Raw genomic sequence first — 26,134 nt, forward strand, 5'->3', positions numbered from 1 at the left:
TGGTTGCGTCAGGGACTGGGTGGCCGGTCGCCGCGGCACGGCCGCCAGGTCGGGGGCGTTCTGTGGGGGAGCCGAAGGGCCGGTACTGGGGGCGGTTTCTCAGTGGTTCTGGGTGCTCAACGTTTCTGGGGGCAGGCCGAGTTCCCGGGTCAGGGCCTCGTCGACCCATTCCTGTGCGCGGGTCCGGGACACCGCGCCCGCGTAGGACGTCAGCTGTACGGCCAGCCCGTCCAGCAGGGCCGTCAGTCGCAGCGCCGTGCCCGCCGGGTCCGGGCAGCGGAACTCGCCCGCGGCCACGCCCTCCGCGATCACCTCGGCGAGCGCGGCCTTCCACTCCTTGTCCAGGCCCCGGGCGACCTCCCGCAGCGCGGGCTCGCGCAGCGACACCGCCCAGCCCTCGATCCACAGCCGCCAGCCCTTGGCCTGCCCCGTGGGCGCGTACCAGCGCACGGCCGACCGCAGCCGGCGCAGCGCCGTGGTGCGGCGGCCCACCAGCTTGCGCAGCCGCGCCAGATCGTCCTCGGCCGCGTAGGCGAACGCTTCGGCGACCAGCTTCTCCTTCGTCGAGAAGTGGTAGAGCACCAGCGCGTTGCTCACCCCGAGGGCCGCGGCGACGTCGGCGATCCTGACCGCCGCCACGCCCCGCGCCTCGATCTGCTCGATGGCGGCCCGCAGCAGTTCCTCCCGCCGCTCGGCCACACTCAACCGGACCCTCGCCACGCCGTCACCCTAATCCGTCGGCGCGCACCTCGCCGGTGCGGGCGCGCTCGGCGCCGGCCGGTGGTGGCCGAACCGTTCCGCGATCACCGGCAGGCGCTGGGCGGCGATCGTGTGCGCGGCGGCCCGGGGCGTCGTCCCGTCGGCCTCCGCGCGGGCCAGCACCAGCTCCACCAGGGCGCGCATCGAACGGCGCGTGTACGCGAAGGCCTCCTCGGCGTTCGCGCCGATGTCGCCGAACAGCGTCCACCACCACCAGGCGTTCGTCCCGGAGTTGACGACGACGTCGGGCAGCACGCTCACCCCGCGCGCGTGCAGCAGTTTCTCCGCCTCGGGGAGGACGGGCATGTTGGCCGCCTCGGCGATCCACCGCGCGCCGATGAGCTTCTGCTCCTCGACCCCGATCGCGTACGACACGGCGGCCGGCACGAGCACCTCCGCGTCCACCGACAGCCAGGCGTCGCCCGGCAGCTCACGGTCCCCGGGGCGCAGTACGGCACGGTCCACGGCGCCATGCGCGTCCCGCGCGGCCAGCAGCGCCTCCACGTCCAGACCGGCCGGGTTGGCCATCGTGCCCTTGACGTCGGCGACGGCCACGACCGTCAGCCCCGCGCGCGTGAGGAAGCGCGCCGTGGCCCCGCCCATCGTGCCCAGACCTTGCAGGGCGACCCGCGTTCCGGCGTACGCCTCCCCGGCTCGGTCCAGGGCGGTCAGCACGGACTCGGCGACCCCCAGGCCGCCGACCAGTTCGTCCAGGCCGATGCCGTCCACCTCGACGGCGAAGGAGGCCGCGAGCCGCGCGCGGGCGGCCGCCTCGTCGTCGAGGAGCGGGTAGACCGCCTGCACGGACGAGACCAGACCCGCTTCGGCCGCGGCCCGGTCCACCAGGTCCTGGGTCAGGCCCAGATCCTCGCCGGTGGTCCAGCAACTCTCCACGTACGGCCGCACCGCGCGCAGGTACCGCACCAGCAGCCCGTACGCCTCGGGATCCCGGGGATCGCAGTCGATGCCTCCCTTGGCGCCGCCCAGCGGGACGTAGCGGGCCTCGGGGTCGTAGTGCAGGGCCTCTTTGAGGCTCATGCCGTGGGCGAGCCCGGCCACCTCCTGGAGGGTGCAGCCCGGCCGCATCCGCAGCCCGCCGCTGCACACGCCGCGCACGAGCCGGTCGACGACCAGGAAGCCCTGGCGGCCGGTGACGTGGTCGGTCCAGGTGAGCGACAGGAAGGGGGTGGTCATACGGGCTCCTCGACCGGCGGAAGCGGTGTTCGGGACACGGTTGGTACTGAACAGTGGGTCAGTATTGAAAGGCGGTCCGCGCCGTGTCAAAGCGGGCTCGCGGGCCGAGGGTGACCAGGGCGAATCCGTGTTGTCTGAGGGGGCGCCCATAATGGAACGCCTCAGCGACTCCACCTGGAGGTACCGTGTCCGGTTTCCGTTCCATGAGCTTCGGGCTCCGTGCTCCGCAGCCCGAGGCCTTCGGCGCGGACCCAAGCGGTGAGCGCATGGCGCGCATCCGCAGATCGCCCCACTTCAAGGACGGGGTGTTCCAGAACCCCGGCGGCCCGGCGCGGATCCGCCCCTCGGGCGGCGGGATGATCGACTTCGCCAAGAACTTCCTGGACAAGGAGAAGCGTTCCCGCCGTGCGCCCACGGGGAGGATCCCGGTGCACGCCACCACGCTCGCCGACCTCGCCGCGCCGCCCGCCACGGGCCTGCGCCTGACGTGGGTGGGGCATGCCGGGGTGCTCGCGGAGATCGACGGGCAGCGCGTCCTGTTCGACCCGGTCTGGGGCATGCGCTGCTCCCCGTTCCCCTTCGCGGGACCCAAGCGGCTGCACCCGGTGCCGCTCCCGCTGGCCGCACTGGGCTCGGTGGACGTCGTCGTCATCTCGCACGACCACTACGACCACCTGGACATGCCCACGATCAAGGCGCTGGCCGACACGGACACCCTGTTCGCCGTGCCGCTCGGGGTGGGCGCCCACCTCGAACGCTGGGGCGTCTCCGCCGACCGGCTGCGCGAGCTGGACTGGCACGACGCGACGAAGGTCGGCGGCCTCACCCTGACCGCCACCCCCGCCCGTCACTTCTGCGGCCGCGGCCTGCGCAACACCCAGCACACCCTGTGGGCCTCCTGGGTCGTCGCCGGCGAGGAGCACCGGATCTACCACAGCGGCGACACCGGCTACTTCGAGGGCTTCAAGGACATCGGCGCGGACCACGGCCCGTTCGACGCGACGATGATCCAGATCGGCGCGTACTCGGACTTCTGGCCCGACGACAACCCGGACACCGAGCCGCTGCCGGGCAGCTGGCCGGACATTCACATGAATCCCGCTCAGGGTGTCCAGACCCACCTCGACCTGCAGGGAGGCGAGGCGGGCGGGGTCCTGCTCCCGATCCACTGGGGTTCGTTCAACCTGTCGCTCCACCCGTGGGCGGAGCCCGGTGAGTGGACGCTGGCCGCCGCGAAGGCCGTCGGTCAGACGGTCGCCCTGCCCGTCCCGGGCCTGCCGTTCGAGCCCGCGGGCGACGTTCCCACGCATCCGTGGTGGCGGGATGTCTCGCCGCCCCTCAACCGTCGCTGGCCCGTCCCGGTGCTCGCGCCGAAGGCGACCCGCGAAGACCTCGATCTGGTGGGCGAGGGCTGACGCGGATCGGCGCGGGAACGAATCGAACGACGGCACCCCCGCGGCCGACCCTCCGTGGGCACGGAGTCGCGCCGTGGGCCGTGTCGTGGGCCTTGCCGTCGGCCATGACGTATGCCGTGCCTCAGTGAGCGGAGCCGGACAGGTCCTCGTGCGCCATCGGCGCCGAGGTCAGCGTCCGCTCCACTGCCGCGAGCACCTCGGACGTCGCCTCCGCGGCCGCCGGCACGACATCGGCCATGAGGAGATATCCGTGCACCAGGCCCGGCGCCGGAACGTGACGCACCGAAACGCCGGCGGCGGTCAAACGGGCCGCCAGTTCGACGCCCTCGTCATACAGCGCGTCGAATTCGGCGGTGCCGATCACCGTCGGCGCCAGCCCGCGATGGTCGGCGTTGAGCAGATCGATCGCCGGGTCGGCGAGGTGCCTTGGATCCGGCACGTACTGCTCGTAGTACCAGCGCAGATCATCGGCTTCCGCCAGGTAGCCCGTTCCGTAGGCGCGCATGGAATCCGACTTCATGTCCGGATCGGCCGGCGGATAGACCATCAACTGCGCGGCGAACCTGATTCCGTCGTGGTCGCGGTGGTGCATCGCGATGGCCAGCGCCAGCGCTCCCCCCGCGCTGTCGCCGCCGATGACGTGGTCGCGCCCGGGATGGGCGGCGGCCGCCCATTCGGATGCGGCGATCCCGTCCTGGAGCGGGCCGGGATACGGGTGTTCGGGCGCGCGGCGATAGTCGACGGAGACGACGACCGCTCCGAGAGCGGCGGCGATGCGACGGCACACCGCATCGTGGGTGTCGACATCGCCGGTCATCCAGCCCCCGCCGTGCAGATACGTCACGAGCCGGCCCCGGTCGATGACCGGCAGATACGTCCGGACGCCGAACCTGCCGCCGTGGCCGTCGATCAGCTGATCCGTCACTGCGGCGACCGGCTGCGGCGCGGTGCCGCCCCGCGAGCGGGCGGCGCCGTCGGCATAGCGGCGACGTACCGCCTCCACGGTGAGCGTGCGCGCCGGTGCGGGCCGATCGGCGGCCTGCCATTTGATCAGGGCACGGATGAAACGGTCCAAGGGCACGAGACTCTCCTGGGGTTACACCTGCGGAGGATTCAGCGGTGTGACCCCGCGCGGCCGGTCTTCTCCAGCGCCGACCGGACGACGCTCGGCAGCGCGTCCTTGCACCGCTTCCGTACCGAATTCACCCACCACTTCCGTGAACATTTCATCGGAATATAGCCCACGCCGTCAGCGTCCGTCCCGGGCATTCGTATGTGAATTTCGCACGACTTGACGTTGATACTGCACGGTCCTCAAAAGCTTCGGACGGTCCATGCCGCGGCCGGCTTCTTGAGGCGATTCCCGGACCTGCGCCCTCCCGTTCCGGCCGGATCCGCCCCGCCGGCCGGTGCGCTCGGCAACCCGGGCTACGGTCGTATCGGAACGCGTTTCGGTCTGTATCTCGTCGAAGCCGTGGTCGAGGGCCGCCACCGGAGCCGTCAGGCCGAGGCCGAGCAGCACGAAGGGCAGCAGGTCCGCCGGGGCGAGCTCACCCGGCCGCACCGCAGGGCCACCGGGTGGAACTGCGGGAAGTCCACGCTGGTCCAGCTGCTACCACGGTTCTTCGACCCGACCGGCGGCTCGGTGGTCCTGGGCGGTGTGGATCTGCGGGAGTTGGGCTGTCAGCAGCTCTGTCGGGTGGAGTCCTTCGTCTTCCAGGACGTCCGCCTGCTGCGTGCGTGGGTCGCGGACAACATCGCACTCGCGGCCGCAGGCCGGCCTCGACAATGTGGTGCGCGCCGCGAAGCCGCCGAACATGCACGACCGGATCCTTGAACTGCCGCGCGGATACGAGTCGGTGATCGGTGAGGACGCCGGCCTGTCGGGCGGTGAGGCACAGCGGATCCCGATCGCCCGCGCCCTGCTCGCCGACCCTCCGGTCCTGGTACTCGACGAGGCGACCGCCTTCGCCGACCCGCAGACCGAACAGGGCATCGAAACCCACGGTGGCGTACGGCAGGGAGAACGCGGGCGTGGTGCCCCCCTGTGGTTCCGCGGCTCGTGTCGTGGCTGGTCCCGCGGCGGGTGCCGATCCGCGCGGGCGCAGCCGAGTGGACCGAACACGACCTGGGCTCCCTGCAACTCCGGCGGGTCGGCGGCGCCCGCCTGGACCCCGCCGCCGCGCGCGAGGCGCCCGAGGGCCGGCCGCACCCTGCAGCAGGTGTACCGAGGTCAGTCGGCGCTGCGGGCGAGGAGTCCGTCGACGACGGCTTCGAGCCCCCGGCGGTGCTGGTCCACCGTGGCCAACTCCGCCCATCGGCCGCCCAGTCGGGCGAGCTGCGGGAACGCCCCCGCCTCCGGCGCGGCCATGGCCCGCTCGCGCCGGGGCGGGTTCTTGGCCTCGCTCTGCGCGCGCTCGCGGTTGTAGCGCACGATCAACTCACCGATCGTGTAACACCAGATGACGTGGTAGGCGTACACGGCCTCTTCCTGGGTCAGCCCGCAGCCGACCGCGGCATCGATCACGCTTTCCACGATCCACAGCGCGGAGATGCTCACGAAGGTGTCCGAGGCGAGCACTTCGATGATCCAGGGGCAGTCCGCGAGGATGTCATGAAGCACCTGGGCGCTCTGGAGGAGACGCAGCCGCGGATCCTCGGGCAGTTCGGGCCGCGGGAAGCTCTCGGCGTGCGCGTCGAGCAGGAGCATCAGCAGCTCGTCCTTGTCCCGCACATGGTGGTAGAGGGCCATGGCCGTGCTGGACATCTCCTTGGCCAGGCGGCGCATGGTGAGGTGCTGGGCCCCCTCCTCGCGGACGATCTGCTGCGCGGCGACGAGGATCGACTCCCGTGACAGACGGGCCCGTTCAGGTCTGCTGCATTGGTGGTCCCGGGACTGCATGGATCCAGCCTTCTCTGTTCTTGGCCGACCGAGGCACGTGGCCCGACCGAGGGCGCACCAGTGCCGGAAAGCGGTGTCTGCCGGGCTGCGCGGCGAGACCGTAGTCTCGCAGAGCCCTCCGATGTACTGCCGATGCCGTAACGGCTCTGCTGACGACCGGTCGAGGGGTGCGTCGGGCTCTCGACGGGTGGTGGCCCCGAGAGAGGCCTTTCACGAGCCACGGCATCGTGCGGCACAGGCCGGAGGCACAGGAGCGCCGAAACGGATCGGGGGTGACAATCAACCAGGCCCCCGCTACTGTGACCTTACGCGTACACCTAAGAGTAAAATATGCGGGGGAAACGTGGTCGGCCAATCTCTGACGGATGGTTTACTCGGCACCTTCGATGTGCTGACGGCGATGCGTGAACATCCGGTCAAATCGGCGGCATGTGAGAGCGCGCCCGGCCGCCGCTGTCCCCGCGAACGGTGTTGATCCGGCCAAACTCCCCGGCTGATCCGACGTCGACTCCGACGAATGAGCCGGCCGCCTCCGTCGCATAGTAAGTGTCGCATTCATGCGCATTCGTGAGGCTTCGATTCCGGCCGCGCAGGTTCACGGTGCCGGGGGCCACAGTGTGGGTTACCGCAGGTGGTGGCGGTTTCAGGACACTCTGGCCTGAATCTTTCGACGCGTCCTCTTCTTGATTTGCCTGCTCATTTACTTGTTCCTTACCTGTGCCGTGTCGCATCCTCGCGACACAACGGCGCGTCCTCTTTCCTGTGTTCGCGGATCATGAAATAAGGTCCGCTCATAAGGGACGCCTTGTTCTGAATACGTCCCACGGGTGAAGGTCCTCGGCGCGACTGGCCTGTACTCAAAGGAGAGACATGGAAAGCCGTTACCGCACGGCCGTCGCGGAGACGCGACGAAAGCCTCTCGCTACCGCAACCGGAATCATTACCTCCGACATTTTTATCGCGCATGCGGCATACGACGAACCCGGTGGCCGGTCCATATCCGGCGGAATGGCCGCCCTGTCCGTCCCCCCGCGCTGACGGCGCGGGAGCCGGCACGGACCACGGACGGAACACCACTTCAGGAGGCGAATGATCCATGGCCACCACGGCAGCACAGCTGCGCATACAGCTCTTGGGGCCGGTGCGTGCCTGGCGGCACGGGGTGGAGGTGGCGCTGGGCCCGCCCAAGCAGCGGGCCGTCCTGGGCCTGCTCGCGAGCCGCGCCAACGACGTCGTGGGCGTCGAGAACATCGTGGACGCCCTGTGGGGCGGCGACGTGCCGCAGACGGCCGCCAACGGCGTCCACACCTATGTGGGCGGCCTGCGCCGGGCGCTGGAGCCCGGGCGCGGCAGGAGAGCGGCCGGGGCGGTGCTCACCTCCGAATCCGGCGGCTACTGCCTGCGGTTGGACCCCTCGGACGTGGACGCCACTCTCTTCGTTCGCAGTCATAGTGACGCGCGTAGGTCACGGGGCGAGGGCAACGCCGACGCGACCCTGCGCCTGTACGAACAGGCCCTGTCGCTCTGGCACGGCGAGGCGTACTCCGCAGTCCCCGGGCCCTTCGCCTCCATGGAGCGCACCCGGCTGCGGGACCTGCGGCTGACGGCCGTGGAGGAGTGGGCCGCCGACATGCTGGCGGCCGGACGGCACGCCGAGATGGTCACCGACCTGACGGGCGCGGTGTCCGAGGAGCCACTGCGGGAGAAGCTGCGCTGGCTGCTGATCCTGGCGCTGTACCGCAGCGGACGACAGGCCCACGCCCTGCGGGTGTACGAGGAGACCCGGCAGCTGCTGAGCAGCGAGTTGGGCATCGAGCCCGGCGCCGACCTGCGCAACCTCCACCAGCAGATCCTGTCCGGGCATCCGGAACTGCGTTCCCCCGGCCCCGACGCCCAACCCGTGCTGCCCGCCGGTCGCGAACCCGCCTTCCGCGGCACCCCCAAGCCGGTACAACTCCCGCCCCTGGCACGCGGATTCGTCGGCCGTACCAGGGAACTGGCGCAGCTGGCGGCGGTGTTGGACGACGAAAGCTCACGGCACGGCGCGACGACTCCGGTGGCGGTGGTCGACGGCCCGGCCGGCGTGGGCAAGTCGGCGTTCGTGCTGGAGCTGACGCATCGCCTCATCGACCGTTTCCCCGACGGCCAGTTGTACGTCGACCTGCACGGCACCGGACTGCAGGGCCGGCCGGTGAGCGCGGCGGACGCGCTGGGCCAGCTCCTGGGCAGCCTGGGAGTCGACGCCTCGCGGATCCCTCCGGGACTGGCCGCCCGCGCCACTCTCTACCGGAGCCTGTTGCACGGCCAGCGGATGCTGGTCGTGCTCGACGACGCGCTCAGCGCCGACCAGCTGCGGCCGCTCATCCCCCGGGGCTCGTCCTGCGTTCTGGCGACCAGCCGGCAGCGCTTCGGCGGCCTCGCGGCCCGGGACGGTGCTCACCTGTTCACCATCGCCCCGCTGGCCGACGAGGAGTCGGCGCGTCTGCTCGCCGGTCTCAGCGCAGGACGGCTCGAAGGACAGGAAGCGGCCACCGCACGCCTGGTGGCGCTGTGCGGGGGACTGCCGCTCGCGCTGCGCATCGTCGCCGACGGGCTGGCTGCCAACCCCGGCGTGCCACTGACCGCGCTCGTCGAGCAGTACGCCGCCGAACACGGCCGGCTCGACCGACTCGCCGTGAAGGACGACGCGGCGGCCAGTATGCGCAGCGTCTTCGAGGCGTCGTACCAGGCGTTACCCGCGGACGCGGCGCGGATGTTCCGTCATCTGGGCCTGTACAACGGCCCGTTCACAGTGCAGATCGCCGCGACGCTCACCGAGACGGACCGTGACACCGCCCGCCGACTGCTGTCGCTGCTTACCGCCAACCACCTGCTGAAGGAGGAACCGGGCCACCAGTACCGCTTCCACAGCCTCATCGCCGTCTACGCCGCCGAGTGCGCGGAGCGCGAGCCGCTGGCCCGCCGCCAGGCGGCCCTGAGCCGGCTTGTCCAACTGGGCTCACCCGTTGCGCAGCCACGGTCCTCGGCCCGGGCCGGCGACTGGCAGGGCGCCCGCGCCGTCTCGTTCTGAGCACACCGACCGGGCCCGATCAGGTCTTCGTGTCTCCCCGACGCCCGAAGCCCGGCGATCAGCGACCTCGGGACGATGGCGTCGACGCCGTGGCCTGTGCCGGCAGTCCGTCGACGAAGGCCCGCAGCCCCTGCGGACAGTCGTCCCACGAGGCCGGCGTCGACCACTGGTCGCCGAGTGCGGCCAGGCGCGGCACCTGCGAGGCGTTGAGGATGCCGGACAAAGCGTCGCGGTCGGCGGGACGTTCGCTGCGTGCATCCGTGATCGATGGCCCCGGCCACGATCGTCTCGACCCACCACAGGGCCGAGTCGCCGAGTCGGACCAGGAACCCGTCGGCCGTGAGGACCTCCGCGGCCCACGGCCAGTCCGCGAGGGCGTCGTGGACCGCGGTGAGGGCCGCGACGATCCGGTCCCGCGGATCGTCGGGCAGCCCGGGGTGCGGACTCTGGTCCGCGTACTCCTGGATCAGGAGGAACGCAGGTCCTCCTTGACCTGTACGTGGTGGTACAGGATGGTGGCCCCGATCCCGGCGGCCGGCCGACGGATGGTCAGTTTCTCCCAGCCGTCCCGGTCGATGAGCCGACGGGCCGCGCTCAGGGTCTGAGTAGGGGAGGTCACGGGCGGCCGGCCGACGCGGCCGCTCGGCGCATTGCTCGGGGACACCGCCCCATCGTGCCCTTCTCGCTCACCGGCGGCGCCTGGCCCGGAATTCTGCCAATCGGCGGCTGCTCGCGCCGGCGCCCTTCGCGAACGTGGTCTTCGTCGTGGCGGCCGTGCCCGGGGCCGTCGCCGCGGTCCTCGCCTTCGCCAGGGTCCGCGTCCCGACGGGCGCGGGCGAGCAACCGGGTCCCAGCCCGGCGGGGACGCCCCGGAGCCCCGGCCCCCGGGCGGACGCTACGCGGCAGCAGCAGCGGCAGCGGCCGCAGCGGCGGCGGCAGCCGGTACGAGAACGGTTCGGAAGCCAAGGCCACGACCGATACGGTGCGTAACATTCCGTGGGGTTCGGTCTGAGGCGAAGGGTCCGCCCGGGGTCGTTCCGGCGGGCCGGTCGGGGCGACAGAAGGTTCGGCGGCGCGGGTCGGCGGAGGAGGACTCCCCGGCCCGCGCCGCTCCGTTGAGATCACCTCTGACCAGCTCTGATCGACTTCTTTCCTGATCGCGTCCCGGATCTCGTGGATTTATCGGTCTCCCGTACGAAGCCTCATACCAGAGCAGGACGCTCCCCGTGAGACTTTGTCAACTGCCCACCGCACATGATGTGTTGCCGACTACTGTGAGTGGCCGTCGGGCGACACCGGGCCGAATTCTTGGCTCTCCCGACCGACAGCCAGGCTCGACGGACCAGCACGAGGACACCGATGTCTCACCTCCGCGCACCCGCCGCCCGCGCAGACCGCCGCGAGGGCGGGCGGCACGGGCGGCCGGTCGCCCGCACCGCACCAGCGCCGGCCGAGACACACATACGGCCCCAGTTGCTGCGGCTCGCCGTACTCCCCCCGACCGCGGTCGCCCTCAGCGCCTGCGCGGTCGTCCTGTTCACCGTGCGCTCCACCGGCGTCAGGCCCGGCGCGACGCTGTGGGCGGTGCTGGCCGGCGCGGTCGCGGTGACCGGCGTCGGCATCGTGATCGCCGCCGTGGCCGCCGACCGTGCCGCCCGCTCCGTCAGCGACCGCATCGTGGCCCTGCGCCGGGGCAGCGCGCGCGGCGAGGCCGAGCTGCGCGCCGTCATGGAGGCGCTGCGCCGCGGCGAGGTCCCGCCGCAGCGCACCTCGCGCGGCGGCCCGCCCGGCCCCGACGCCGACGACTTCGAACTGCTCGCCGCAGATCTTTCCCGCGCCCACGACGGCGCTGTCACCGCCGTCGTGCAGGCCTCCCAGCTGTCCAGCCAGGCCGGGAGCGAACAGAAACTGGAGGTCTTCGTCAACCTCGCGCGGCGCCTTCAGTCCCTGGTGCACCGCGAGATCTCGATCCTCGACGAGCTGGAGAACGAGATCGAGGACCCCGACCTGCTCAAGGGCCTCTTCCACGTCGACCACCTCGCCACCCGCATCCGCCGCCACGCCGAGAACCTCGCCGTCCTCGGCGGGGCCGTCTCCCGGCGGCAGTGGAGCAACCCCGTCTCCATGACCGAGGTGCTGCGCTCCGCCATCGCCGAGGTCGAGCAGTACTCGCGGGTCAAACTCGTCCCGCCCATCGACGGCGAACTGCGCGGCCACGCCGTCGCCGACGTCATCCACCTCCTGGCCGAGCTCGTCGAGAACGCCACGGTGTTCTCCGCCCCGCACACCCAGGTGCTGCTGCGTGCCAACCTCGTCACCTCCGGGCTCGCCGTCGAGGTCGAGGACCGCGGCCTCGGCATGCCCGTCGAGGAGCAGGCCCGGATGAACGCCCTGCTCGCCGACCCCGACCAGGTCAACGTCGGCCGTCTGCTGGCCGACGGCCGCATCGGCCTCTTCGTCGTCTCCCAACTCGCCCGACGGCACGGCATCAGGGTCCGCCTGCAGAACAACATCTACGGCGGCGTCCAAGCCGTCCTCGTCGTCCCCCAGGCCCTACTGGGCCCGGCCTCCGTCGCCCCCGGGACCGCAGCCGAGGCCCCGGACACCGACGGCGCAGGCCTCCCCCTCGCCCCGTCCGCAGCCCCCCGGCCCCCGCTGCCACCCGCCCCCCACCCCCGCCCACAGGACTCAACTCGGCTCCAAAACCCCGGCAATACGGGTGCGGCGCGCGGCCTGGCCCGGGTTCCGGCCGCCGGCGACGCGAGTCGGCCTCCGCGTCCGGTTCAGCCCCCTGGCCCTGGCGATGCGGGCCGTTCCTTGGGCTCGCCCGCGGTCCCGGGTACTGCTGACGTGGGCCAGTTGGCGGGTCCGGGTCAGCCCCAGGGCGCTGGTGACGCAGGCCGGTTGGCGGATGCAGGTCGGCCCCCGGGCGCCGGTGTCGGTGACGTGAGCCGACCGCAGGCTTCGGCTCAGGGGCGAAATGCGCGCGACGTGAGCCGACCGCAGGACTCGGCCCGAGGTCGGGGTGCTCGCGAAGCGGGCCGGTCCTCGGGCTTGGCTGAGGTGCCGGGCGCCCTCGACGCGGCGCGCCCCTCAGGCTCTGACCAGGCGCAGGGTGCTGTCGACCAGGCAGAGGCCCGGGCCTCGGCTCAGGTGCAGGGTGCCGTCGATCGGAGTGGGGCCTCGGGCTCGGCTCGGGTGGAGGGTGCTGTTGGCAGGAGTGAGGCGTCGGGCTCGGCGCGGGGGGCCGGTGTCGGCGGCGGGTCGTTGGCCGGGGCGGTGTGGGGCGAGGGTTCCGCGGTGACCGGCGACTCGGGCGGGGGGCGGACGTCGGGTTCGGGGCGGGCGCAGATGACGTACGCCGCGCCGGACGGCGCCTCGGGCACCGGTCGTGCGGCCGTGGTCCCGCAGGGGCGGTCCGTTTCCGCCGGGGGTCCTGCGGAGGCGCCCACCGACTCGGGCCGGCCGGACACGCCGCGCGGGAGCGGAAGCCGACCCGCGCCCCTGCCCGTCCGCGGCGCCCGCCAGACGCGGGCCAACCCCGCCGAGGCCGTGCCCGGCATCCGGCAGGCCGACCGGCCCGTCGTCGAGGAGCACGCGGGCATCGCGCCCACCCCTCGCGTCGGCGCCGTGCGCGGCACCATGGGCAAGCCCCAACTGCCCCGCCGTCGCGCCCAGGAGCACATCGTGCCCCAACTGCGCGGCGGCCCGGCCCCACGCCAGGACGCCGAGCAGCCCGTCGGCCACGACCCCGGTCTGATGGCGGCCTTCCAGCGGGGCATCGGCCTGGCCGAGGCCCAGCAGAGCCTGGAGGCGGACGTCCCGGGACAGCCGCCGTACCCGCGGTCGCACCCGTCGGACGCCCTGCCCCCGACCCCGCACCCGGCCTCGGACCACGCCCCGCCCCGCATAGCCGAGGCGTACGGCGCGCATGACGGGCTCGACCTGCCCGGTACCGAACAATCCACCGCCCGGCACGACGGGAGCACACCAGCCGGATGAGCACTCTCAGCACAGCCACCCCCACAGTCACCCCCACCCCCACAGTCACCCCCCGCGCTTCCGCAGACCTTCGTACCCCAAGGAGTCGATCCGCCATGGCGAGCGATGCGCCGACCGGCCATGTATCCGATCTCGACTGGCTGATGAGCGGCCTCGTGCAGCGCGTACCGCACACCACGAGCGCGGTGCTGCTCTCCTGCGACGGGCTCGTGAAGTCGGTGCACGGCCTCGACCCCGACAGCGCCGATCACATGGCCGCCCTGGCCTCCGGCCTGTACTCCCTCGGCCGCAGCGCCGGCGTCCGCTTCGGCGACGGCGGGGACGTACGGCAGGTCGTCGTCGAACTCGACGCGACCCTGCTGTTCGTCACCACCGCCGGCTCGGGCACGTGCCTCGCCGTGCTCGCCGGCCGGGAGGCCGACGCGGCCGTGCTCGGCTACGAGATGGCGATGCTCGTCAAGAGCGTCCGGCCGTATCTGACGACCGCACCCCGGCAGCACGCCGTCGAACCGTCGGTGATGGGGCCTTGAGCGTGGCTGCGGCCGGCGACGGGCCCTGGCTCGACGACGCGGCCGGACGGCTGGTGCGCCCGTTCACGGTCAGCAACGGCCGGACCAGGCCCAGCGTCGCCCTCGATCTCATGTCGCAGGTGATGGCCACCGGGGCGACCCCCCTCGGCTATCTCGGCCCGGAACACGCGACCGCGCTCCATCTGACCCGGGCCCCCGTGTCGGTCGCCGAGATCGCGGCCCATCTGAAGCTGCCGGCGGCGGTCACCAAGGTGCTGCTGTCGGACCTCCTCGACTGCGGGGCGCTGACCACCAAACCCCCCGAGTTCCACCACACCCCCACCGACCGGGCCCTACTGGAGGCAGTGCTCGATGGACTACGACGACAGCTCTGAGCGCGACGAGCACCGCACCTACGGCGAGCACCGCAACCACGGCGAGCACCGCAAGCACGGCGCATACGGCTCGGACCACGCCCACGACGACCACGGAGCGCGCGAAAGCAGCCCCGACCCCTTTCCCACCGCCCTGAAGATCCTGATCGCGGGCGGGTTCGGGGTCGGCAAGACGACCTTCGTCGGCGCCGTCAGCGAGATCGCGCCGCTCAGCACGGAGGAACTGCTCACCACGGTGGGTGCCGCGACCGACAACCTCGACGGCATCGAGAACAAGGTCGAGACGACCGTCGCCATGGACTTCGGCCGTATCACGCTCGACCCGCAGCACGTCCTCTATCTGTTCGGCACACCCGGCCAGGAGCGGTTCTGGTTCATGTGGGACGAGCTGTGCGAGGGCGCACTCGGCGCGGTCATCCTCGCCGACACCCGCCGCCTGGAGGAGTGCTTCGCGGCCGTCGACTTCTTCGAGGAACGCGGGCTCGCCTTCATCGTCGCCATCAACGAGTTCGACGGCTCCCACCGCTACGCCCCCGACGAGGTGCGCGCCGCCATCGACCTGGACCCCGGCATCCCCGTCGTGCGCTGCGACGCCCGTATCTCCGCCTCCGGCGTCCAGACCCTGCTCACCCTCGTCAAACACCTCATCGCCCACGCACCGGCCGCACCCCAGCCGAGCCGCGGCGCCCACATGTGACGCCCGCACCCAACGCCCCGGAGCCCATATGACCTACGTCCCCAGCGACGGAGCCCGGCCATGAGCTACGACCCGCCGCGCCCGGCCGGTCGTCTGCTGCTCACCCCGCAGGACAAGGAAGCCCCCGCCCGCGCCCGGAGGCTGCGCCGACTCGGCCTCGGGAGACGGCCGGAGCCCGCCCTGGACGCGTTCGCGGACCGCCTCGCCGAGGTGACCGGAGCGCCGTACGCCATGGTCAACTTCCCTGACGAGGAACGGCAGTTCTTCGCCGGGCTGCACACCCCGGCCGGCGGCCGGGCGGCCCGTGGCGGCAAGCCCGAGGTGGGCCGCCAACTGCCCCGCGACTACGGCTACTGCCCGCACGTCGTCGTCCGGCGCAAGGCGCTGGTCCTGGAGGACGTGGGCGACTACCCGCGCTTCGCGGGCAACCCGATGGTCGACGAGTACGGCATCCGCTCCTATCTCGGCGCCCCGCTCATCGACTCGACCGGCATGGTGCTGGGCACGGTCTGCGTCGCCGACCTCGCGCCCCGGCCGTGGGGGAAGGCCGGCCTGGAGACCATCAAGTCGACGGCCGCCGACCTCGCCGGACAGCTGCGACGGCGGGAGGCCGACGGCCCCCACACGCCGTGAGGGAGGCGTACGCACGTCAGGGGGCCCGCCAGATGTTGTCGAAGGCCGCGTCCTCGATGGTGCGCCGTTGCCGTACGGCCTCGAGTTCCGCCACCGCGTCGCCGACCGCCGCCACCACCGTCACGACCGCCTCGCCGGGGAGGTCCGGGAAGCCGTCGGCCGGTTCCTCGCGCAGACCGACGGCGGCGGCCAGCGCGGCGAGGACCGGTTCCCCCGCCTCCCAGCGCTCGGTTGCCTCGCGACGGGCCGGTGACTCCACCGGCTCCGCCCCCGCGGACCGGACGGAGAGCCAGTGGCGTCGTGGCCGGCCGATCAGCCCGTCCGCCTCCAGCCGGTTGCCGTAGGCCGAGGCGAGGCCGCGGCCGCGGCGCCACAGCCAGTCCTCGACCGACTCGTACGGCGACGCCCGCACGAGCGCGGACGCGGCCTCGTCCAGGAGGGGATCGTCCGCCGCCGGCGGCAGGCGGGGCACGAGCAGGTCGCCGTCGAGGGCGAGCCCTTCGGCCGTGATCAGGTCGATCGCCTCGGCGCCCGCGAGGGCGAGCGACAGATCGCCCTGCCCGACGGGGCGCAGGGGCGTCACGTCCATCGCGACGATCATCAGGTCCCGTGCTGTGGTCATCAGGGGCTCTCCGTCGGTGGGCCGGCCTCGTGAGGGTCGTCATCCAGGGTGACATGCCCCGGCGTCCCCGGCGTGCTGTGCGGGAAGAGGCGTGCTGTGCGGGAAGAGGCGTGCTGTGCGGGAAGAGAGGCAAGGGACGCGGGGCCAGGGCAGTGGGTCAAGGGCGGCGGGTCCAGGGCGGCGGGCCACCCGTGTGAAGCAGAGCTGTGGCGACGCTTAAGAAAAGCTCGATGGACCCGGGAGGGCTGAGTGCGGCAGATTGCTGGGCGAATCCATACGTCTTCCCGGCTGCGGGGCCCTTCGGCCTGCCCGCGCCCGGGCCCTCACCACAGGAGCCGTTGCGTTGAAGGCGCTGGTCAAGGAGAAGGCGGAGCCCGGGCTGTGGCTCGCGGACGTCCCGGAGCCCGCCGTCGGGCCCGGTGACGTACTGATCAAGGTGCTGCGCACCGGCATCTGCGGCACCGATCTGCACATCCGGTCTGGGACGGCTGGGCGCAGCAGGCGATCCGCACCCCGCTGGTGCTCGGGCACGAGTTCGTCGGCGAGGTCGTCGGGACGGGCCGTGACGTCGTCGACGTCCAGGTGGGGGACCGGGTCAGCGGCGAGGGGCACCTCGTCTGCGGCAAGTGCCGCAACTGTCTCGCCGGGCGCCGCCATCTGTGCCGGGCCACCGTGGGCCTGGGCGTCGGGCGGGACGGCGCCTTCGCGGAGTACGTGGCCCTGCCCGCCGCCAATGTCTGGGTGCACCGCGTCCCCGTCGACCTCGACGTGGCGGCGATCTTCGACCCGTTCGGCAACGCCGTGCACACCGCCCTGTCCTTCCCGCTGGTCGGCGAGGACGTGCTGATCACCGGCGCCGGACCGATCGGGCTGATGGCCGCCGCCGTCGCCCGGCACGCCGGCGCCCGCAACGTCGTCGTCACCGACGTCAGCGAGGAGCGGCTGGAGCTGGCCCGCAAGATCGGCGTGAGTCTGGCGCTGAACGTGACGGAGTCACAGATCGCCGACGGGCAGCGGCAGTTGGGGCTGCGCGAGGGATTCGACATCGGCCTGGAGATGTCCGGCCGGCCCGAGGCGATGCGCGAGATGATCGCCAACATGACCCACGGCGGCCGGATCGCGATGCTCGGGCTGCCGGCCGCCGAGTTCCCGGTCGACTGGGCCCGGATCGTCACCTCGATGATCACCATCAAGGGCATCTACGGCCGTGAGATGTTCGAGACCTGGTACGCGATGTCGGTTCTCCTGGAGGGCGGACTCGACCTCGCCCCCGTGATCACCGGCCGGTACGGCTACCGCGACTTCGAGGCGGCCTTCGCCGACGCGGCGAGCGGCCGTGGCGGCAAGGTCATCCTCGACTGGACCGCGTAGGCCGCAAGCCGGCCGCACCAGCCGGCCGCACCAGCCCTACGCGTAAGTCATCTGCGTAAGTCAGCTGCGTAAGTCCTCTGCCTTTCTAGGAGCTTTGAGATGTTCGACTCCGTGCGCGACGACCTGCGCGCCGCCCTCGACGAGATCCGCGCCGCCGGTCTGCACAAGCCGGAGCGGGTCATCGGCAGCCCGCAGTCCGCGACCGTCAACGTCATCGCGGGCGGGCGGCCCGGCGAGGTCCTCAACTTCTGCGCCAACAACTACCTCGGCCTCGCCGACCACCCCGAGGTGATCGCCGCCGCCCACGAGGCCCTCGACCGCTGGGGCTACGGCATGGCGTCCGTGCGCTTCATCTGCGGCACCCAGGAGGTGCACAAGGAGCTGGAGTCCCGGCTGTCGGCCTTCCTCGGCCAGGAGGACACGATCCTGTACTCCTCCTGCTTCGACGCCAACGGCGGTGTCTTCGAGACCCTGCTCGGCCCCGAGGACGCGGTGATCTCCGACGCCCTCAACCACGCCTCCATCATCGACGGCATCCGTCTGTCCAAGGCCCGCCGCTTCCGCTACGCCAACCGTGATCTGACGGACCTGGAACGGCAGTTGAAGGACGCGTCCGACGCGCGCCGCCGGCTGATCGTCACCGACGGCGTGTTCTCCATGGACGGCTATGTGGCGCCCCTCGCCGAGATCTGCGACCTCGCCGACCGCTACGACGCGATGGTCATGGTCGACGACTCGCACGCCGTCGGCTTCGTCGGCCCCGGCGGCCGCGGCACCCCCGAGCTGCACGGTGTGATGGACCGCGTCGACATCATCACCGGCACGCTGGGCAAGGCGCTCGGGGGTGCGTCCGGCGGTTACGTGGCCGCCCGCGCCGAGATCGTGGCGCTGCTGCGCCAGCGCTCCCGCCCGTACCTCTTCTCCAACACCCTCGCCCCGGTCATCGCCGCCGCCTCCCTGAAGGTCCTGGACCTGCTGGAGTCGGCCGGGGACCTGCGGGAGAAGCTGGCGTCGAACACCGCTCTGTTCCGCCGCCGGATGACGGAGGAGGGCTTCGACATCCTCCCCGGCGACCACGCGATCGCCCCCGTGATGATCGGGGACGCGGCGCAGGCGAGCCGGATGGCCGAGCTGCTGCTGGAGCGCGGGGTGTACGTGATCGGCTTCTCCTACCCGGTCGTCCCGCAGGACCGGGCCCGCATCCGCGTCCAGCTGTCCGCGGCGCATTCCACGACGGACGTGAACCGGGCTGTGGACGCCTTCGTCGCGGCGCGGGCGGAACTGGCGGGCTGACCGGGCCGGGCGGACCGGGCGGCACGGACATATTGCGATAATCGATCCCATGATCGAAGCGCGGCGGCTCCACATCCTCCGTGCGGTGGCCGACCACCGCACGGTGACCGCGGCTGCCGCCGCGCTGTACCTCACCCCGTCGGCGGTCTCCCAGCAGCTGACGGCCCTGGAGCAGGAGACCGGCCACCGCCTGGTCGAGCGCGGCGCCAAGGGCGTACGGCTCACCCCGGCCGGCGAGATCCTGCTCGGCCACACCAACGCCGTCCTGGCCCAGCTGGAGCGGGCCGAGGCGGAACTCGCCGCGTACCGCTCGGGCGCGGCCGGCACGGTCACGGTGGCCGCCTTCGCGACCGGCATCGCCCAGGTCGTCGCGCCCGCCGTGGCCCGCCTCGCGGGCGCCGCCCCGGGGATACGGATCCGTGTCCAGGACGCCGAGGGTGACGCCAGTCTGCCGATGGTGCTCGACCGGCAGGTGGACGTCGCGGTCGCGGTCGAGTACCGAGGGGCCCCGCCCGCCGACGATCCGCGGCTGACCCATGTCCCGCTGTACGCCGAGCCCTTCGACGCGGTGTTCCCGGTCGCCCACCGTCTGGCCGACGCCGCCGAGGTTCCCCTCGCGGAGCTGGCCAAGGACGCGTGGATCGGCCCGTACCCCGGCAATCCCTGCCACGAGGTGGTCGTCCTGGCCTGCGAGAACGCCGGCTTCCAGCCCCACCTCGAACACTCCTCCGATGACTTCCGCGCGGTGGTGGCTCTGGCGTCGGCCGGCGCGGGTGTCGCCCTGGTGCCCCGCTCGGCGCTGCGCGGCATGGACCTGACCGCAGTGGTCGTACGGCCCGTCGACGGGGTGGCGCCCACCCGCCGGGTCTTCGCGGCCGTACGGCGGGGCGCGGAGGAGCATCCGTTGATCCGCCCGGTGCTGGACGCGTTGGAAGAGGTGTCCCGGACCTGACCGGCAACCTGACTGCCCCCCCGTAACCTGGCTGTTTCATATATGGGATAACTTCCTGTATATGAAACCCGATGACGCCGGGGTCGCCCCGGATCCTGTCGACGCGCGGCTCGGCGCCCGGCTGGCCGAGCTGCGGGCCGAACGCGGCTGGTCCCTGGGGGAGTTGGCCGAGCGCAGCGGGGTGAGCCGGTCGACCCTCTCCCGGGCCGAACGCGCCGAGACCAGCCCCACGGCCTCGCTCCTCAACCGCCTGTGCGGCGTGTACGGACGGACCATGTCCCAACTGCTCAGCGAGATCGAGGCGGAGCCCGCACTGCTGGTCAGGGCGGCCGACCAGCAGGTGTGGCAGGACCGGACCTCCGGTTTCGTACGGCGGTCCGTCTCGCCGCCGCACCCCGGACTGCGCGGCGAACTCGTCGAGGGACGGCTGCGGCCGGGCGCCGACATCGCGTACGACCGGCCGCCCGTACCCGGACTGGAACAGCACATCTGGGTCCTCGAAGGGGAGCTCGACGTGACGGCCCAGGACGTCGAACACCACCTCGACGCCGGCGACTGCCTGCGGCTGCGCGTGTGGGGGCCGACGCGGTTCCGGTGCTCAGGACCCGACAGCGTGCGCTACGTGCTGGCGGTGGTGCTGCCGTGACCGCCACCCGCCTCGACGCACCTCGACTCCTCGACCAGGCAGAGGAGTTGGCCGACCTGCTGATCGCCACGGTGGACGGCGGCGCCTCGGTCGGCTTCTTCCGTCCGCTCGACCGGACCGAGGCCCTCGCCTGGTGGCAGGAGCGCGCGCAGGGCGTGGCTGCCGGACGGCTCGCGGTCTGGACGGCCCGGGACGGCGGCCGTGTCCTCGGCACCGTCAGCCTGGCCTTCCCCGACAAGCCCAACAGCCGCCACCGCGCCGAACTCGTCAAGCTGATGGTCCACCCGGACGCCCGCGGAAAGGGCCTCGGCCGCGCCCTCCTGACCACCGCCGAGGAGGCCGCCGCCGCGGCCGGCGTCACCCTGCTCCACCTGGACACCGAGACCGACAGCCCCGCCGAACACCTCTACCGCACCGCCGGCTGGACCAGGGCCGGCGTGATCCCCGACTACGCCGCCGACCCGGCCGGGGTCCTCCGCCCCACCACCCTCTACTACAAACACGTCGCCGTCGGGTGACTGTCAGGGGCAGCCGCTACGGTGCGAAGCATGCCGGACGCCGAAGACGTACGCCGTATCGCTCTGTCCCTGCCGGACACCACGGAGAAGATCGCCTGGAGCATGCCCACCTTCCGGGTCGCGGGCAAGATGTTCGCCACGCTGCCCGAGGAGGAGACCTCCCTCGCCGTGCGCTGCCCCAAGGAGGAGCGCGCCGAACTGGTGCTCGCCGAGCCCCGGAAGTTCTGGATCGCCGACCACGAGGCCCAGTTCGCCTGGGTGCGCGCCCGGCTGGCCGCCCTCGAGGACGAGAACGAGTTGCGGGACATCCTCGCCGACTCCTGGCGGCAGGCGGCCCCGCAACGCCTGCTGGACGCGTATCCGGATCTGGGGATGCCCGAAGGGGAGTGAGGCGTACCGGCGGCCGGGGCGGGAGAAACGGGTGCGCGACCATCGACCCGAGTGCGGTATTGTTTCCATGCGCGTTCGGCCACGGGAAACCCCAGGTCAGACGGGCAACGGGACGTGGCGCAGCTTGGTAGCGCACTTGACTGGGGGTCAAGGGGTCGCAGGTTCAAATCCTGTCGTCCCGACTCGTACGAGTCGCAGGTCAGGGCCGGTTTCGGAGGAATCCGAACCGGCCCTTGATCATTCTTGGGGACTGCGGAACGGCATGGGTGGCTCGGGAACTGTCGCGGCAGGCGATCGTTCCAGCTCACGGGCTTTGGCCTGGCGGGGCTCGGGTTCCAGGAGACGGCGGCTACGTATCGAGCGATTCCGCGGCGAAGACGTCTTCGATCCTCCACTGCCGGCTGGTCAGGCCCTGCTGGTGGTGATAGCGCAGGCAGGTGTCGAGGGCGGTGCGGTTGGCCGCGATGCCGTAGGGCCACCAGTCTTCAGGGAACTCTTCACCGTTGCGATCCACCAGGGCGTTCATCCACGGAATCATGGTCTGGACCTGGTAGAGCCTGCGGCTTTGCCGGTAGCGTTCGGCAGCGGCGTCCTTCGCCCGGGAGAAGGCGCCAAAGACGCCGTGCGCGAGTCCAGGATGGTCCCGCAGCAATTCCCGCCGGATGACGATGGTGTGCATCATCGGGAAAATGCCGGTTCGCCGGTAGTAGTCGCGTTCCAGCGGCTCGAAGTCGGGGAACAGCCGCGAGACGTTCGGGGATCCGTCGAGCACGCACTGTGGGACATTCGCCGAGAACAGCGCGTCGATCTCACCTGCGTCGAGCATCGTGCTCAGTGTCTTTCCCTCGGGCGCGACGCGCACGTCGACTTCGGCCGGGTGCGGATGGGGGATGAAGTCGAAGGGGGGCGCGGGGTGCTCGAGGCCGCCGATCACCCAACGGCTCTCCTCGGGTTTGAATCCGTACTCGTCCATCAGGATCCCTTTGGCCCACACGCCCGAGTCCTGACCGTAGACGCCGAACTCGCCGATGGTCCTGCCCGCGAGATCGCTCGGTTCCGTGATCCCGCTGTGGACGTTGACAAAGATGCACGAGTGACGGAACACGCGGTTCGGGAAGATGGGCAACGCTACGAACGGCAGTCCGGTCTCCAGCAAGCGCATGTAGAACGTGAGACCGAGCTCGGCGACGTCGAACTCGTCTCCGCGGATCAGCCGGTCGAAGAGCTCCGGCAGGGTCGCTGCGGTTTTCATCGTGACGTCGATGCCGTCGGTGCTTACGGTCCCGTCGAACAGCGCCCGCGTCGTGTCGTACGGGAAGCACCCGACCGTGAGGGCAGGGGTGGCCATGAATACTCCTCCTCGTCGGCTCTGCTGCTTCCATCGTTGGACGTCGCGGTGTCCGCTGTCCAAGACCCGTCGGGAACGTCCGATACCGCACGGGTAGCGTGCGTGAGGTGAGACCTTCGCTCGCTCCGGCATTTCATCGTGCGAACCAGGTCGCTCACCTGGGCATTCGACGGACGCAGGTTCGACCTGGAGCACACCTTCCGGCTGAGGAAACAGGCCCCGGGCTGGACCCGGCCGAAGCGCGGCGGACCACGACTCCCGCGGCTGGGAAGAGTCCGGCGCCAAAAACTCCCGGACCGGAAAGAGGAGCACAACCGTCCCCTAAGCGCTCAGTCGATACAGAACTCGTTGCCCTCGATGTCCAGCATCGGGATGCACGCATCGTTGCCGTCATACAGCGTTTGCACGTGGACCGCACCGAGAGGGAGGAGCCGCGCGCATTCGGCCTCAAGTGCGGCGAGGCGCTCCCTACCCACGAGTCCGGTGCCGACCCGCACATCAAGATGCACCCGGTTCTTGACGGCCTTCCCCTCGGGAACGCGCTGGAAGTACAGTCGCGGGCCAACACCTGAGGGATCTATGCAGGCGAACCATGAATCCCGCTGCTCAGGTGGCTGCGAACGCTTGAAATCGTCCCAAGTGGCAAACCCCTCCGGTGGCGGCGGTATGACGTACCCCAACACCTGGCACCAGAAGCGAGCGAGACGCTCAGGTTCTGCGCAGTCAAAGGTGACTTGGAACTTCTTGATCGCCGGCATCGGCGCACCGTAGCAGGCGGACACTGCCGCTCATCTGCCGAGGCGAATCCGTCCGCCACCACCCTCACCCACTGGATATGGAAGAATTTTCCAAAATCTATTGACTTGTTACATTTTCTGTGGAATATGGCTATTAGACCGCAACACCGGAAGAGCCACAAAGTCGATGAGGACGTCTAGTCGGCGGAGTGTCTTGGACAGGATGTGGTTCAGGCCCCCGGCAAGCCGGCGCGACACCGAGGCAACAGTGACGACTGAGGCCTCAAGACACGCGCAGCACTACCGGGGACTGTTTTTGCCCTCGGAGCCTTCGCGCGAGCCTGACCGCCGTGCGAAGGCTTTGCCGTGCCCACCACCCCCGGCGGAACCGAATCGCGCCACGCCGGTCCCTCGAGGCGGGCCCGGCCACGTCGTCAGGTCGTCAGGTGTTGATCACGGCATCGCAGTCGGAGCAGACCACGGACGTGTACTCCGGGGGATACCAGGTCGCCGTGGGGTGCTCGGAGGGCTGCCGGCGGGCCTTCTCCATGGCGAAGGTGTCCTTTCCACAGAGGGTTCGTGGTCCCGTCGCCGTGGGCGCCCCCGGTACGGAGGGCGCCGCGTGCACTCTGCGGACGGGCAGCGCCTCAGCGGCCGCCGCCCCCGGGGAGGAGCCCCTGGCGGCCGGCTTGTCGAGCTCGTACACGACGACGATCTCGCTCATGCCCCGACCGGCTAACGCTGCGGGACGGCGAGTTCACGGCCGCGGTAGAAGCTTTCCCGCTCCTCGACGACGTACGGGGCCATCGCCGCACGTCGCTGCGCTTCCGGCTCGGACGTCCGCCAGGCGTCGCAGACCTCTTTCGAGTCCCAGAACGACACCCCGGTGATCTCCTGCCCGTCCTCGGACCAGTAGGCGAAGGCGCGCCGCAGACCCTGGGGGTAGGGGGAGGGGCGCCATGCCCTCTCGAACTCCTGCGACGTGCCCGGCCTGAGGCGGCGCGCAGTCACCCAGACGAACTGCTCATCCATCGCGGCTCCTCCTCGGTGTCCGTTCGGGCTTCCTGCCCTGCCAGACCACCGTAGGTGCCGATGACCGCTTCCGCCTGCGCGGTAGCGGGCGGACCATGGAAGCGAGAGCCCGGAGCGCGATCGGGCGGCGCGCTGCGTGTGCCCTGTCGGTGGTGAGGGCGATGAAGGCTGCGACCCGGATCGGGAGCGTGCGCGGAGTGGTACTGCGGGCGCACTGGAGCGTGCCGTTGATCATGCTTCTGCTCGCCTACGACCTGGCCGCCCGGACGCTGCCCGCGTACGCGCCCGGACGGGCGCCCGTGGCGTATGCGGCCGCCGGAGTGGTCGGGGCTCTGCTGTTGCTGGTGAGCCTGGTGGTGCATGAGGCGGCGCATGCGCTCGTGGCCCGCAGATCCGGGATCTCCGTGCGGGACATGACGTTGTGGGCGCTCGGCGGCATGACCCGGATGGACCGGCCGACGACGGCGCGGGCGGCGTTCACGGTCGCCGTCAGCGGACCGCTCGCCAGCCTGCTGCTCGGCGGGGCCGCCGTCGGGGCCGCGGTGGGCGTCCACGCGGTGCTGGGGTGGCGGATACCGGTCGCCGTACTGGGCTGGCTGGGCACCATGAACCTGCTGCTGGGCGTGTTCAACCTGTTGCCGGCCGCGCCGCTGGACGGCGGCCGGGTGCTCCAGGCCGCCTGGTGGTGGCGTACGGGAGACCGTGAACGGGCCCAGCGGGCGGCAGGGCGCAGCGGACAGTTCGTCGGCGTGGTACTGGCCGTGCTGGGCTGGCTGGTGTTCGTCAGGGGAGTGCCGGGCGGATTGTGGCTGATGCTGGTCGGCCTGTTCGTGGCGGGCGTCGCCGCGGCCGAACGACGGTGGGCCCAGCTGGCCACGGCCCTGCGCGGCGTGCGGGTGGCGGAGGCGATGACCAGCCCGGCCGTGGCCGGTCCCGACTGGCTGACCGTGGACCGTTTCCTGGCCGACGTCGCTGCTCGGGCGGGGCATTCGGTGCTGGCGTTGGTGGACTTCGAGGGCCGCCCCAGCGGTGTCGTGCAGCTGCGCAGGCTGGCTGCCGTACCGTCCGGGCGGCGGGAGGAGGTCCGGGTACGGGACGCGGCGACCCCGCTGTCGCGGTGCACCCTCGCCGCACCGGACGAGCTGCTGACCGCCGTCCTGGAGCGTATCGGCGCCGGGGGCGGGCTGCCCATCCTGGTCCTGGACGCCGGCCGGCTCTGCGGGATCGTCACCGGCCACGACATCGAACGGCTCTCCCGGCGGCCCACCACAGGGATGACCTGCGGTGCCCCCCTCCCCGCCGCTCTGGCCCCGCCGCGCCCCCAGGAGGACTATGGGAGGAGAGCGACCAAGGGAGGCCTGCCGTGAAGACCGGAGCCTCGGACTACGACCGCTGGCTGTACTCGCACACACCTTCCCAGGCCGAGGGCGAGCGCGACGAACCGGCCGAGCGTTCGGCCGTGGAACAGCACCCGGACGTCCCCAGAACCGAGCCGTCCCAGGCGGAGGGCGAGCGGACCGACGAACCCGGACCGCGTGACCGCCGTTGAAACCCTGAGCCGGCCGCGCAGTGAGTCTGCCCGGTATCCGGTGGATTCGCCGTGCCACCCCGGAGGGCTTGGCTCACCGAGACGGACGAGCCCGAGCCGG

Annotated in this window: 25 protein-coding genes, 1 tRNA gene and 2 pseudogenes; 17 read left to right on the plus strand and 11 right to left on the minus strand. The window is 71.4% G+C overall.

Features of this window, described 5'->3' with window-relative positions; genetic code table 11:
* Positions 1-99: 99 nt before the first annotated feature.
* Both ACZ5SK_RS23235 and ACZ5SK_RS23240 read right to left on the minus strand, forming a co-directional pair.
* Complete coding sequence (locus ACZ5SK_RS23235; protein WP_361702035.1) at positions 100-720, minus strand: TetR/AcrR family transcriptional regulator; 621 nt, start codon at positions 718-720, stop codon at positions 100-102.
* 9 nt (positions 721-729) lie between these two features.
* Positions 730-1,953: a Glu/Leu/Phe/Val dehydrogenase dimerization domain-containing protein gene (locus ACZ5SK_RS23240; RefSeq protein ID WP_361702037.1), complete on the minus strand. Its 1,224-nt coding sequence runs from the start codon at positions 1,951-1,953 to the stop codon at positions 730-732.
* Positions 1,954-2,138: 185 nt separating this feature from the next.
* On the opposite strand from ACZ5SK_RS23240, the gene ACZ5SK_RS23245 reads away from it, so the two are divergent.
* Positions 2,139-3,368 carry an MBL fold metallo-hydrolase gene (locus tag ACZ5SK_RS23245; protein ID WP_334575187.1) on the plus strand — a complete coding sequence of 410 codons (1,230 nt, stop codon included), beginning with the start codon at positions 2,139-2,141 and terminating at the stop codon, positions 3,366-3,368.
* Positions 3,369-3,489: 121 nt separating this feature from the next.
* Here the strand turns inward: ACZ5SK_RS23245 and ACZ5SK_RS23250 are convergent, their stop codons facing one another.
* Positions 3,490-4,449, minus strand: coding sequence for an alpha/beta hydrolase (locus tag ACZ5SK_RS23250; RefSeq protein ID WP_334575186.1), 960 nt, complete (start codon positions 4,447-4,449; stop codon positions 3,490-3,492).
* Positions 4,450-4,956: 507 nt separating this feature from the next.
* Here ACZ5SK_RS23250 and ACZ5SK_RS23255 point away from each other — a divergent pair.
* Positions 4,957-5,365 (plus strand): annotated as a pseudogene (locus ACZ5SK_RS23255) (ATP-binding cassette domain-containing protein); the annotation flags it as partial.
* Between the two features lie 236 nt (positions 5,366-5,601).
* Here the strand turns inward: ACZ5SK_RS23255 and ACZ5SK_RS23260 are convergent.
* Positions 5,602-6,270: a TetR/AcrR family transcriptional regulator gene (locus ACZ5SK_RS23260; RefSeq protein WP_334575185.1), complete on the minus strand. Its 669-nt coding sequence runs from the start codon at positions 6,268-6,270 to the stop codon at positions 5,602-5,604.
* Positions 6,271-7,366: 1,096 nt separating this feature from the next.
* Here ACZ5SK_RS23260 and ACZ5SK_RS23265 point away from each other — a divergent pair.
* Complete coding sequence (locus ACZ5SK_RS23265; protein WP_457494038.1) at positions 7,367-9,340, plus strand: AfsR/SARP family transcriptional regulator; 1,974 nt, start codon at positions 7,367-7,369, stop codon at positions 9,338-9,340.
* Positions 9,341-9,398: 58 nt separating this feature from the next.
* On the opposite strand, the gene ACZ5SK_RS23270 is transcribed toward ACZ5SK_RS23265, so the two are convergent.
* Together ACZ5SK_RS23270 and ACZ5SK_RS23275 are read right to left on the minus strand one after the other, a co-directional pair.
* Entirely contained in the window at positions 9,399-9,563 is a 165-nt protein-coding gene (locus ACZ5SK_RS23270; RefSeq protein ID WP_334575182.1) for a hypothetical protein, read from the minus strand.
* 243 nt (positions 9,564-9,806) lie between these two features.
* Positions 9,807-10,004, minus strand: a complete 198-nt coding sequence (locus ACZ5SK_RS23275) for a helix-turn-helix domain-containing protein (protein WP_334575181.1) — start codon at positions 10,002-10,004, stop codon at positions 9,807-9,809.
* 695 nt (positions 10,005-10,699) lie between these two features.
* Here ACZ5SK_RS23275 and ACZ5SK_RS23280 point away from each other — a divergent pair.
* From ACZ5SK_RS23280 to ACZ5SK_RS23300, 5 genes are all read left to right on the plus strand, one after another.
* A complete protein-coding gene (locus ACZ5SK_RS23280; protein WP_468576554.1) occupies positions 10,700-13,342 on the plus strand; it encodes a sensor histidine kinase in 2,643 nt (880 codons plus the stop codon).
* 95 nt (positions 13,343-13,437) lie between these two features.
* Positions 13,438-13,872 (plus strand): roadblock/LC7 domain-containing protein, encoded by a 435-nt coding sequence (locus ACZ5SK_RS23285; RefSeq protein WP_334575178.1) that lies wholly within the window; start codon positions 13,438-13,440, stop codon positions 13,870-13,872.
* Between the two features lie 2 nt (positions 13,873-13,874).
* Entirely contained in the window at positions 13,875-14,246 is a 372-nt protein-coding gene (locus ACZ5SK_RS23290; protein WP_334575176.1) for a DUF742 domain-containing protein, read from the plus strand.
* Positions 14,224-14,943: a GTP-binding protein gene (locus ACZ5SK_RS23295; protein ID WP_457494040.1), complete on the plus strand. Its 720-nt coding sequence runs from the start codon at positions 14,224-14,226 to the stop codon at positions 14,941-14,943. The genes ACZ5SK_RS23290 and ACZ5SK_RS23295 overlap by 23 nt, the downstream gene beginning before the upstream one ends.
* A 60-nt stretch (positions 14,944-15,003) precedes the next feature.
* Positions 15,004-15,576, plus strand: a complete 573-nt coding sequence (locus ACZ5SK_RS23300; protein ID WP_334575173.1) for a GAF domain-containing protein — start codon at positions 15,004-15,006, stop codon at positions 15,574-15,576.
* Positions 15,577-15,592: 16 nt separating this feature from the next.
* Here the strand turns inward: ACZ5SK_RS23300 and ACZ5SK_RS23305 are convergent, their stop codons facing one another.
* Positions 15,593-16,198, minus strand: coding sequence for a GOLPH3/VPS74 family protein (locus ACZ5SK_RS23305; RefSeq protein ID WP_334575172.1), 606 nt, complete (start codon positions 16,196-16,198; stop codon positions 15,593-15,595).
* Between the two features lie 343 nt (positions 16,199-16,541).
* On the opposite strand from ACZ5SK_RS23305, the pseudogene tdh reads away from it, so the two are divergent.
* The 7 genes and pseudogenes from tdh (at position 16,542) to ACZ5SK_RS23340 (ending at position 21,550) form a co-directional block, all read left to right on the plus strand.
* Positions 16,542-17,569 (plus strand): annotated as a pseudogene (gene tdh / locus ACZ5SK_RS23310) (L-threonine 3-dehydrogenase).
* A 99-nt stretch (positions 17,570-17,668) separates the two neighbouring features.
* Positions 17,669-18,862 (plus strand): glycine C-acetyltransferase, encoded by a 1,194-nt coding sequence (locus tag ACZ5SK_RS23315; protein WP_334575170.1) that lies wholly within the window; start codon positions 17,669-17,671, stop codon positions 18,860-18,862.
* A 49-nt stretch (positions 18,863-18,911) separates the two neighbouring features.
* A complete protein-coding gene (locus ACZ5SK_RS23320) occupies positions 18,912-19,814 on the plus strand; it encodes a LysR family transcriptional regulator (RefSeq protein ID WP_334575168.1) in 903 nt (300 codons plus the stop codon).
* 61 nt (positions 19,815-19,875) lie between these two features.
* On the plus strand, positions 19,876-20,460 hold the full coding sequence (locus tag ACZ5SK_RS23325; RefSeq protein ID WP_334575166.1) for a helix-turn-helix domain-containing protein: 585 nt from the start codon (positions 19,876-19,878) through the stop codon (positions 20,458-20,460).
* Positions 20,457-20,978 (plus strand): GNAT family N-acetyltransferase, encoded by a 522-nt coding sequence (locus ACZ5SK_RS23330; protein ID WP_334575165.1) that lies wholly within the window; start codon positions 20,457-20,459, stop codon positions 20,976-20,978. The genes ACZ5SK_RS23325 and ACZ5SK_RS23330 overlap by 4 nt, the downstream gene beginning before the upstream one ends.
* Positions 20,979-21,008: 30 nt before the next feature.
* Positions 21,009-21,368, plus strand: coding sequence for an MmcQ/YjbR family DNA-binding protein (locus ACZ5SK_RS23335; RefSeq protein WP_334575164.1), 360 nt, complete (start codon positions 21,009-21,011; stop codon positions 21,366-21,368).
* 108 nt (positions 21,369-21,476) lie between these two features.
* Positions 21,477-21,550, plus strand: a tRNA-Pro gene (locus tag ACZ5SK_RS23340).
* A gap of 167 nt (positions 21,551-21,717) precedes the next feature.
* On the opposite strand, the gene ACZ5SK_RS23345 is transcribed toward ACZ5SK_RS23340, so the two are convergent.
* The 4 genes from ACZ5SK_RS23345 to ACZ5SK_RS23360 all read right to left on the minus strand — a co-directional run bounded on the left by ACZ5SK_RS23345 (position 21,718) and on the right by ACZ5SK_RS23360 (position 24,485).
* Entirely contained in the window at positions 21,718-22,716 is a 999-nt protein-coding gene (locus tag ACZ5SK_RS23345; protein ID WP_334575162.1) for a substrate-binding domain-containing protein, read from the minus strand.
* Positions 22,717-23,045: 329 nt separating this feature from the next.
* Positions 23,046-23,474, minus strand: a complete 429-nt coding sequence (locus ACZ5SK_RS23350) for a VOC family protein (protein WP_361702047.1) — start codon at positions 23,472-23,474, stop codon at positions 23,046-23,048.
* A gap of 421 nt (positions 23,475-23,895) precedes the next feature.
* Complete coding sequence (locus ACZ5SK_RS23355; RefSeq protein ID WP_334575161.1) at positions 23,896-24,177, minus strand: hypothetical protein; 282 nt, start codon at positions 24,175-24,177, stop codon at positions 23,896-23,898.
* Positions 24,178-24,188: 11 nt separating this feature from the next.
* Positions 24,189-24,485 carry a hypothetical protein gene (locus ACZ5SK_RS23360; RefSeq protein ID WP_334575160.1) on the minus strand — a complete coding sequence of 99 codons (297 nt, stop codon included), beginning with the start codon at positions 24,483-24,485 and terminating at the stop codon, positions 24,189-24,191.
* 161 nt (positions 24,486-24,646) lie between these two features.
* Between ACZ5SK_RS23360 and ACZ5SK_RS23365 the strand changes: the two genes are divergently transcribed.
* Both ACZ5SK_RS23365 and ACZ5SK_RS23370 read left to right on the plus strand, forming a co-directional pair.
* Positions 24,647-25,852: a site-2 protease family protein gene (locus ACZ5SK_RS23365; protein WP_468156026.1), complete on the plus strand. Its 1,206-nt coding sequence runs from the start codon at positions 24,647-24,649 to the stop codon at positions 25,850-25,852.
* A complete protein-coding gene (locus ACZ5SK_RS23370) occupies positions 25,849-26,034 on the plus strand; it encodes a hypothetical protein (RefSeq protein WP_079658212.1) in 186 nt (61 codons plus the stop codon). Before ACZ5SK_RS23365 ends, ACZ5SK_RS23370 begins: the two co-directional genes overlap by 4 nt.
* The last annotated feature ends 100 nt before the right edge of the window (positions 26,035-26,134 follow it).

It is taken from the genome of Streptomyces sp. NPDC031474, assembly GCF_055581185.1.

Coding starts and splice junctions, on each gene's coding strand:
- ACZ5SK_RS23240 (WP_361702037.1), bottom strand. CDS start 1,953: ATGACCACCCCCTTCCTGTCGCTCACCTGGACCGACCACGTCACCGGC.
- ACZ5SK_RS23260 (WP_334575185.1), bottom strand. CDS start 6,270: ATGCAGTCCCGGGACCACCAATGCAGCAGACCTGAACGGGCCCGTCTG.
- ACZ5SK_RS23265 (WP_457494038.1), top strand. CDS start 7,367: ATGGCCACCACGGCAGCACAGCTGCGCATACAGCTCTTGGGGCCGGTG.
- ACZ5SK_RS23280 (WP_468576554.1), top strand. CDS start 10,700: ATGTCTCACCTCCGCGCACCCGCCGCCCGCGCAGACCGCCGCGAGGGC.
- ACZ5SK_RS23285 (WP_334575178.1), top strand. CDS start 13,438: ATGGCGAGCGATGCGCCGACCGGCCATGTATCCGATCTCGACTGGCTG.
- ACZ5SK_RS23295 (WP_457494040.1), top strand. CDS start 14,224: ATGGACTACGACGACAGCTCTGAGCGCGACGAGCACCGCACCTACGGC.
- ACZ5SK_RS23300 (WP_334575173.1), top strand. CDS start 15,004: ATGAGCTACGACCCGCCGCGCCCGGCCGGTCGTCTGCTGCTCACCCCG.
- ACZ5SK_RS23305 (WP_334575172.1), bottom strand. CDS start 16,198: ATGACCACAGCACGGGACCTGATGATCGTCGCGATGGACGTGACGCCC.
- ACZ5SK_RS23315 (WP_334575170.1), top strand. CDS start 17,669: ATGTTCGACTCCGTGCGCGACGACCTGCGCGCCGCCCTCGACGAGATC.
- ACZ5SK_RS23320 (WP_334575168.1), top strand. CDS start 18,912: ATGATCGAAGCGCGGCGGCTCCACATCCTCCGTGCGGTGGCCGACCAC.
- ACZ5SK_RS23325 (WP_334575166.1), top strand. CDS start 19,876: ATGAAACCCGATGACGCCGGGGTCGCCCCGGATCCTGTCGACGCGCGG.
- ACZ5SK_RS23335 (WP_334575164.1), top strand. CDS start 21,009: ATGCCGGACGCCGAAGACGTACGCCGTATCGCTCTGTCCCTGCCGGAC.
- ACZ5SK_RS23345 (WP_334575162.1), bottom strand. CDS start 22,716: ATGGCCACCCCTGCCCTCACGGTCGGGTGCTTCCCGTACGACACGACG.
- ACZ5SK_RS23350 (WP_361702047.1), bottom strand. CDS start 23,474: ATGCCGGCGATCAAGAAGTTCCAAGTCACCTTTGACTGCGCAGAACCT.
- ACZ5SK_RS23355 (WP_334575161.1), bottom strand. CDS start 24,177: ATGAGCGAGATCGTCGTCGTGTACGAGCTCGACAAGCCGGCCGCCAGG.
- ACZ5SK_RS23360 (WP_334575160.1), bottom strand. CDS start 24,485: ATGGATGAGCAGTTCGTCTGGGTGACTGCGCGCCGCCTCAGGCCGGGC.
- ACZ5SK_RS23365 (WP_468156026.1), top strand. CDS start 24,647: ATGAAGGCTGCGACCCGGATCGGGAGCGTGCGCGGAGTGGTACTGCGG.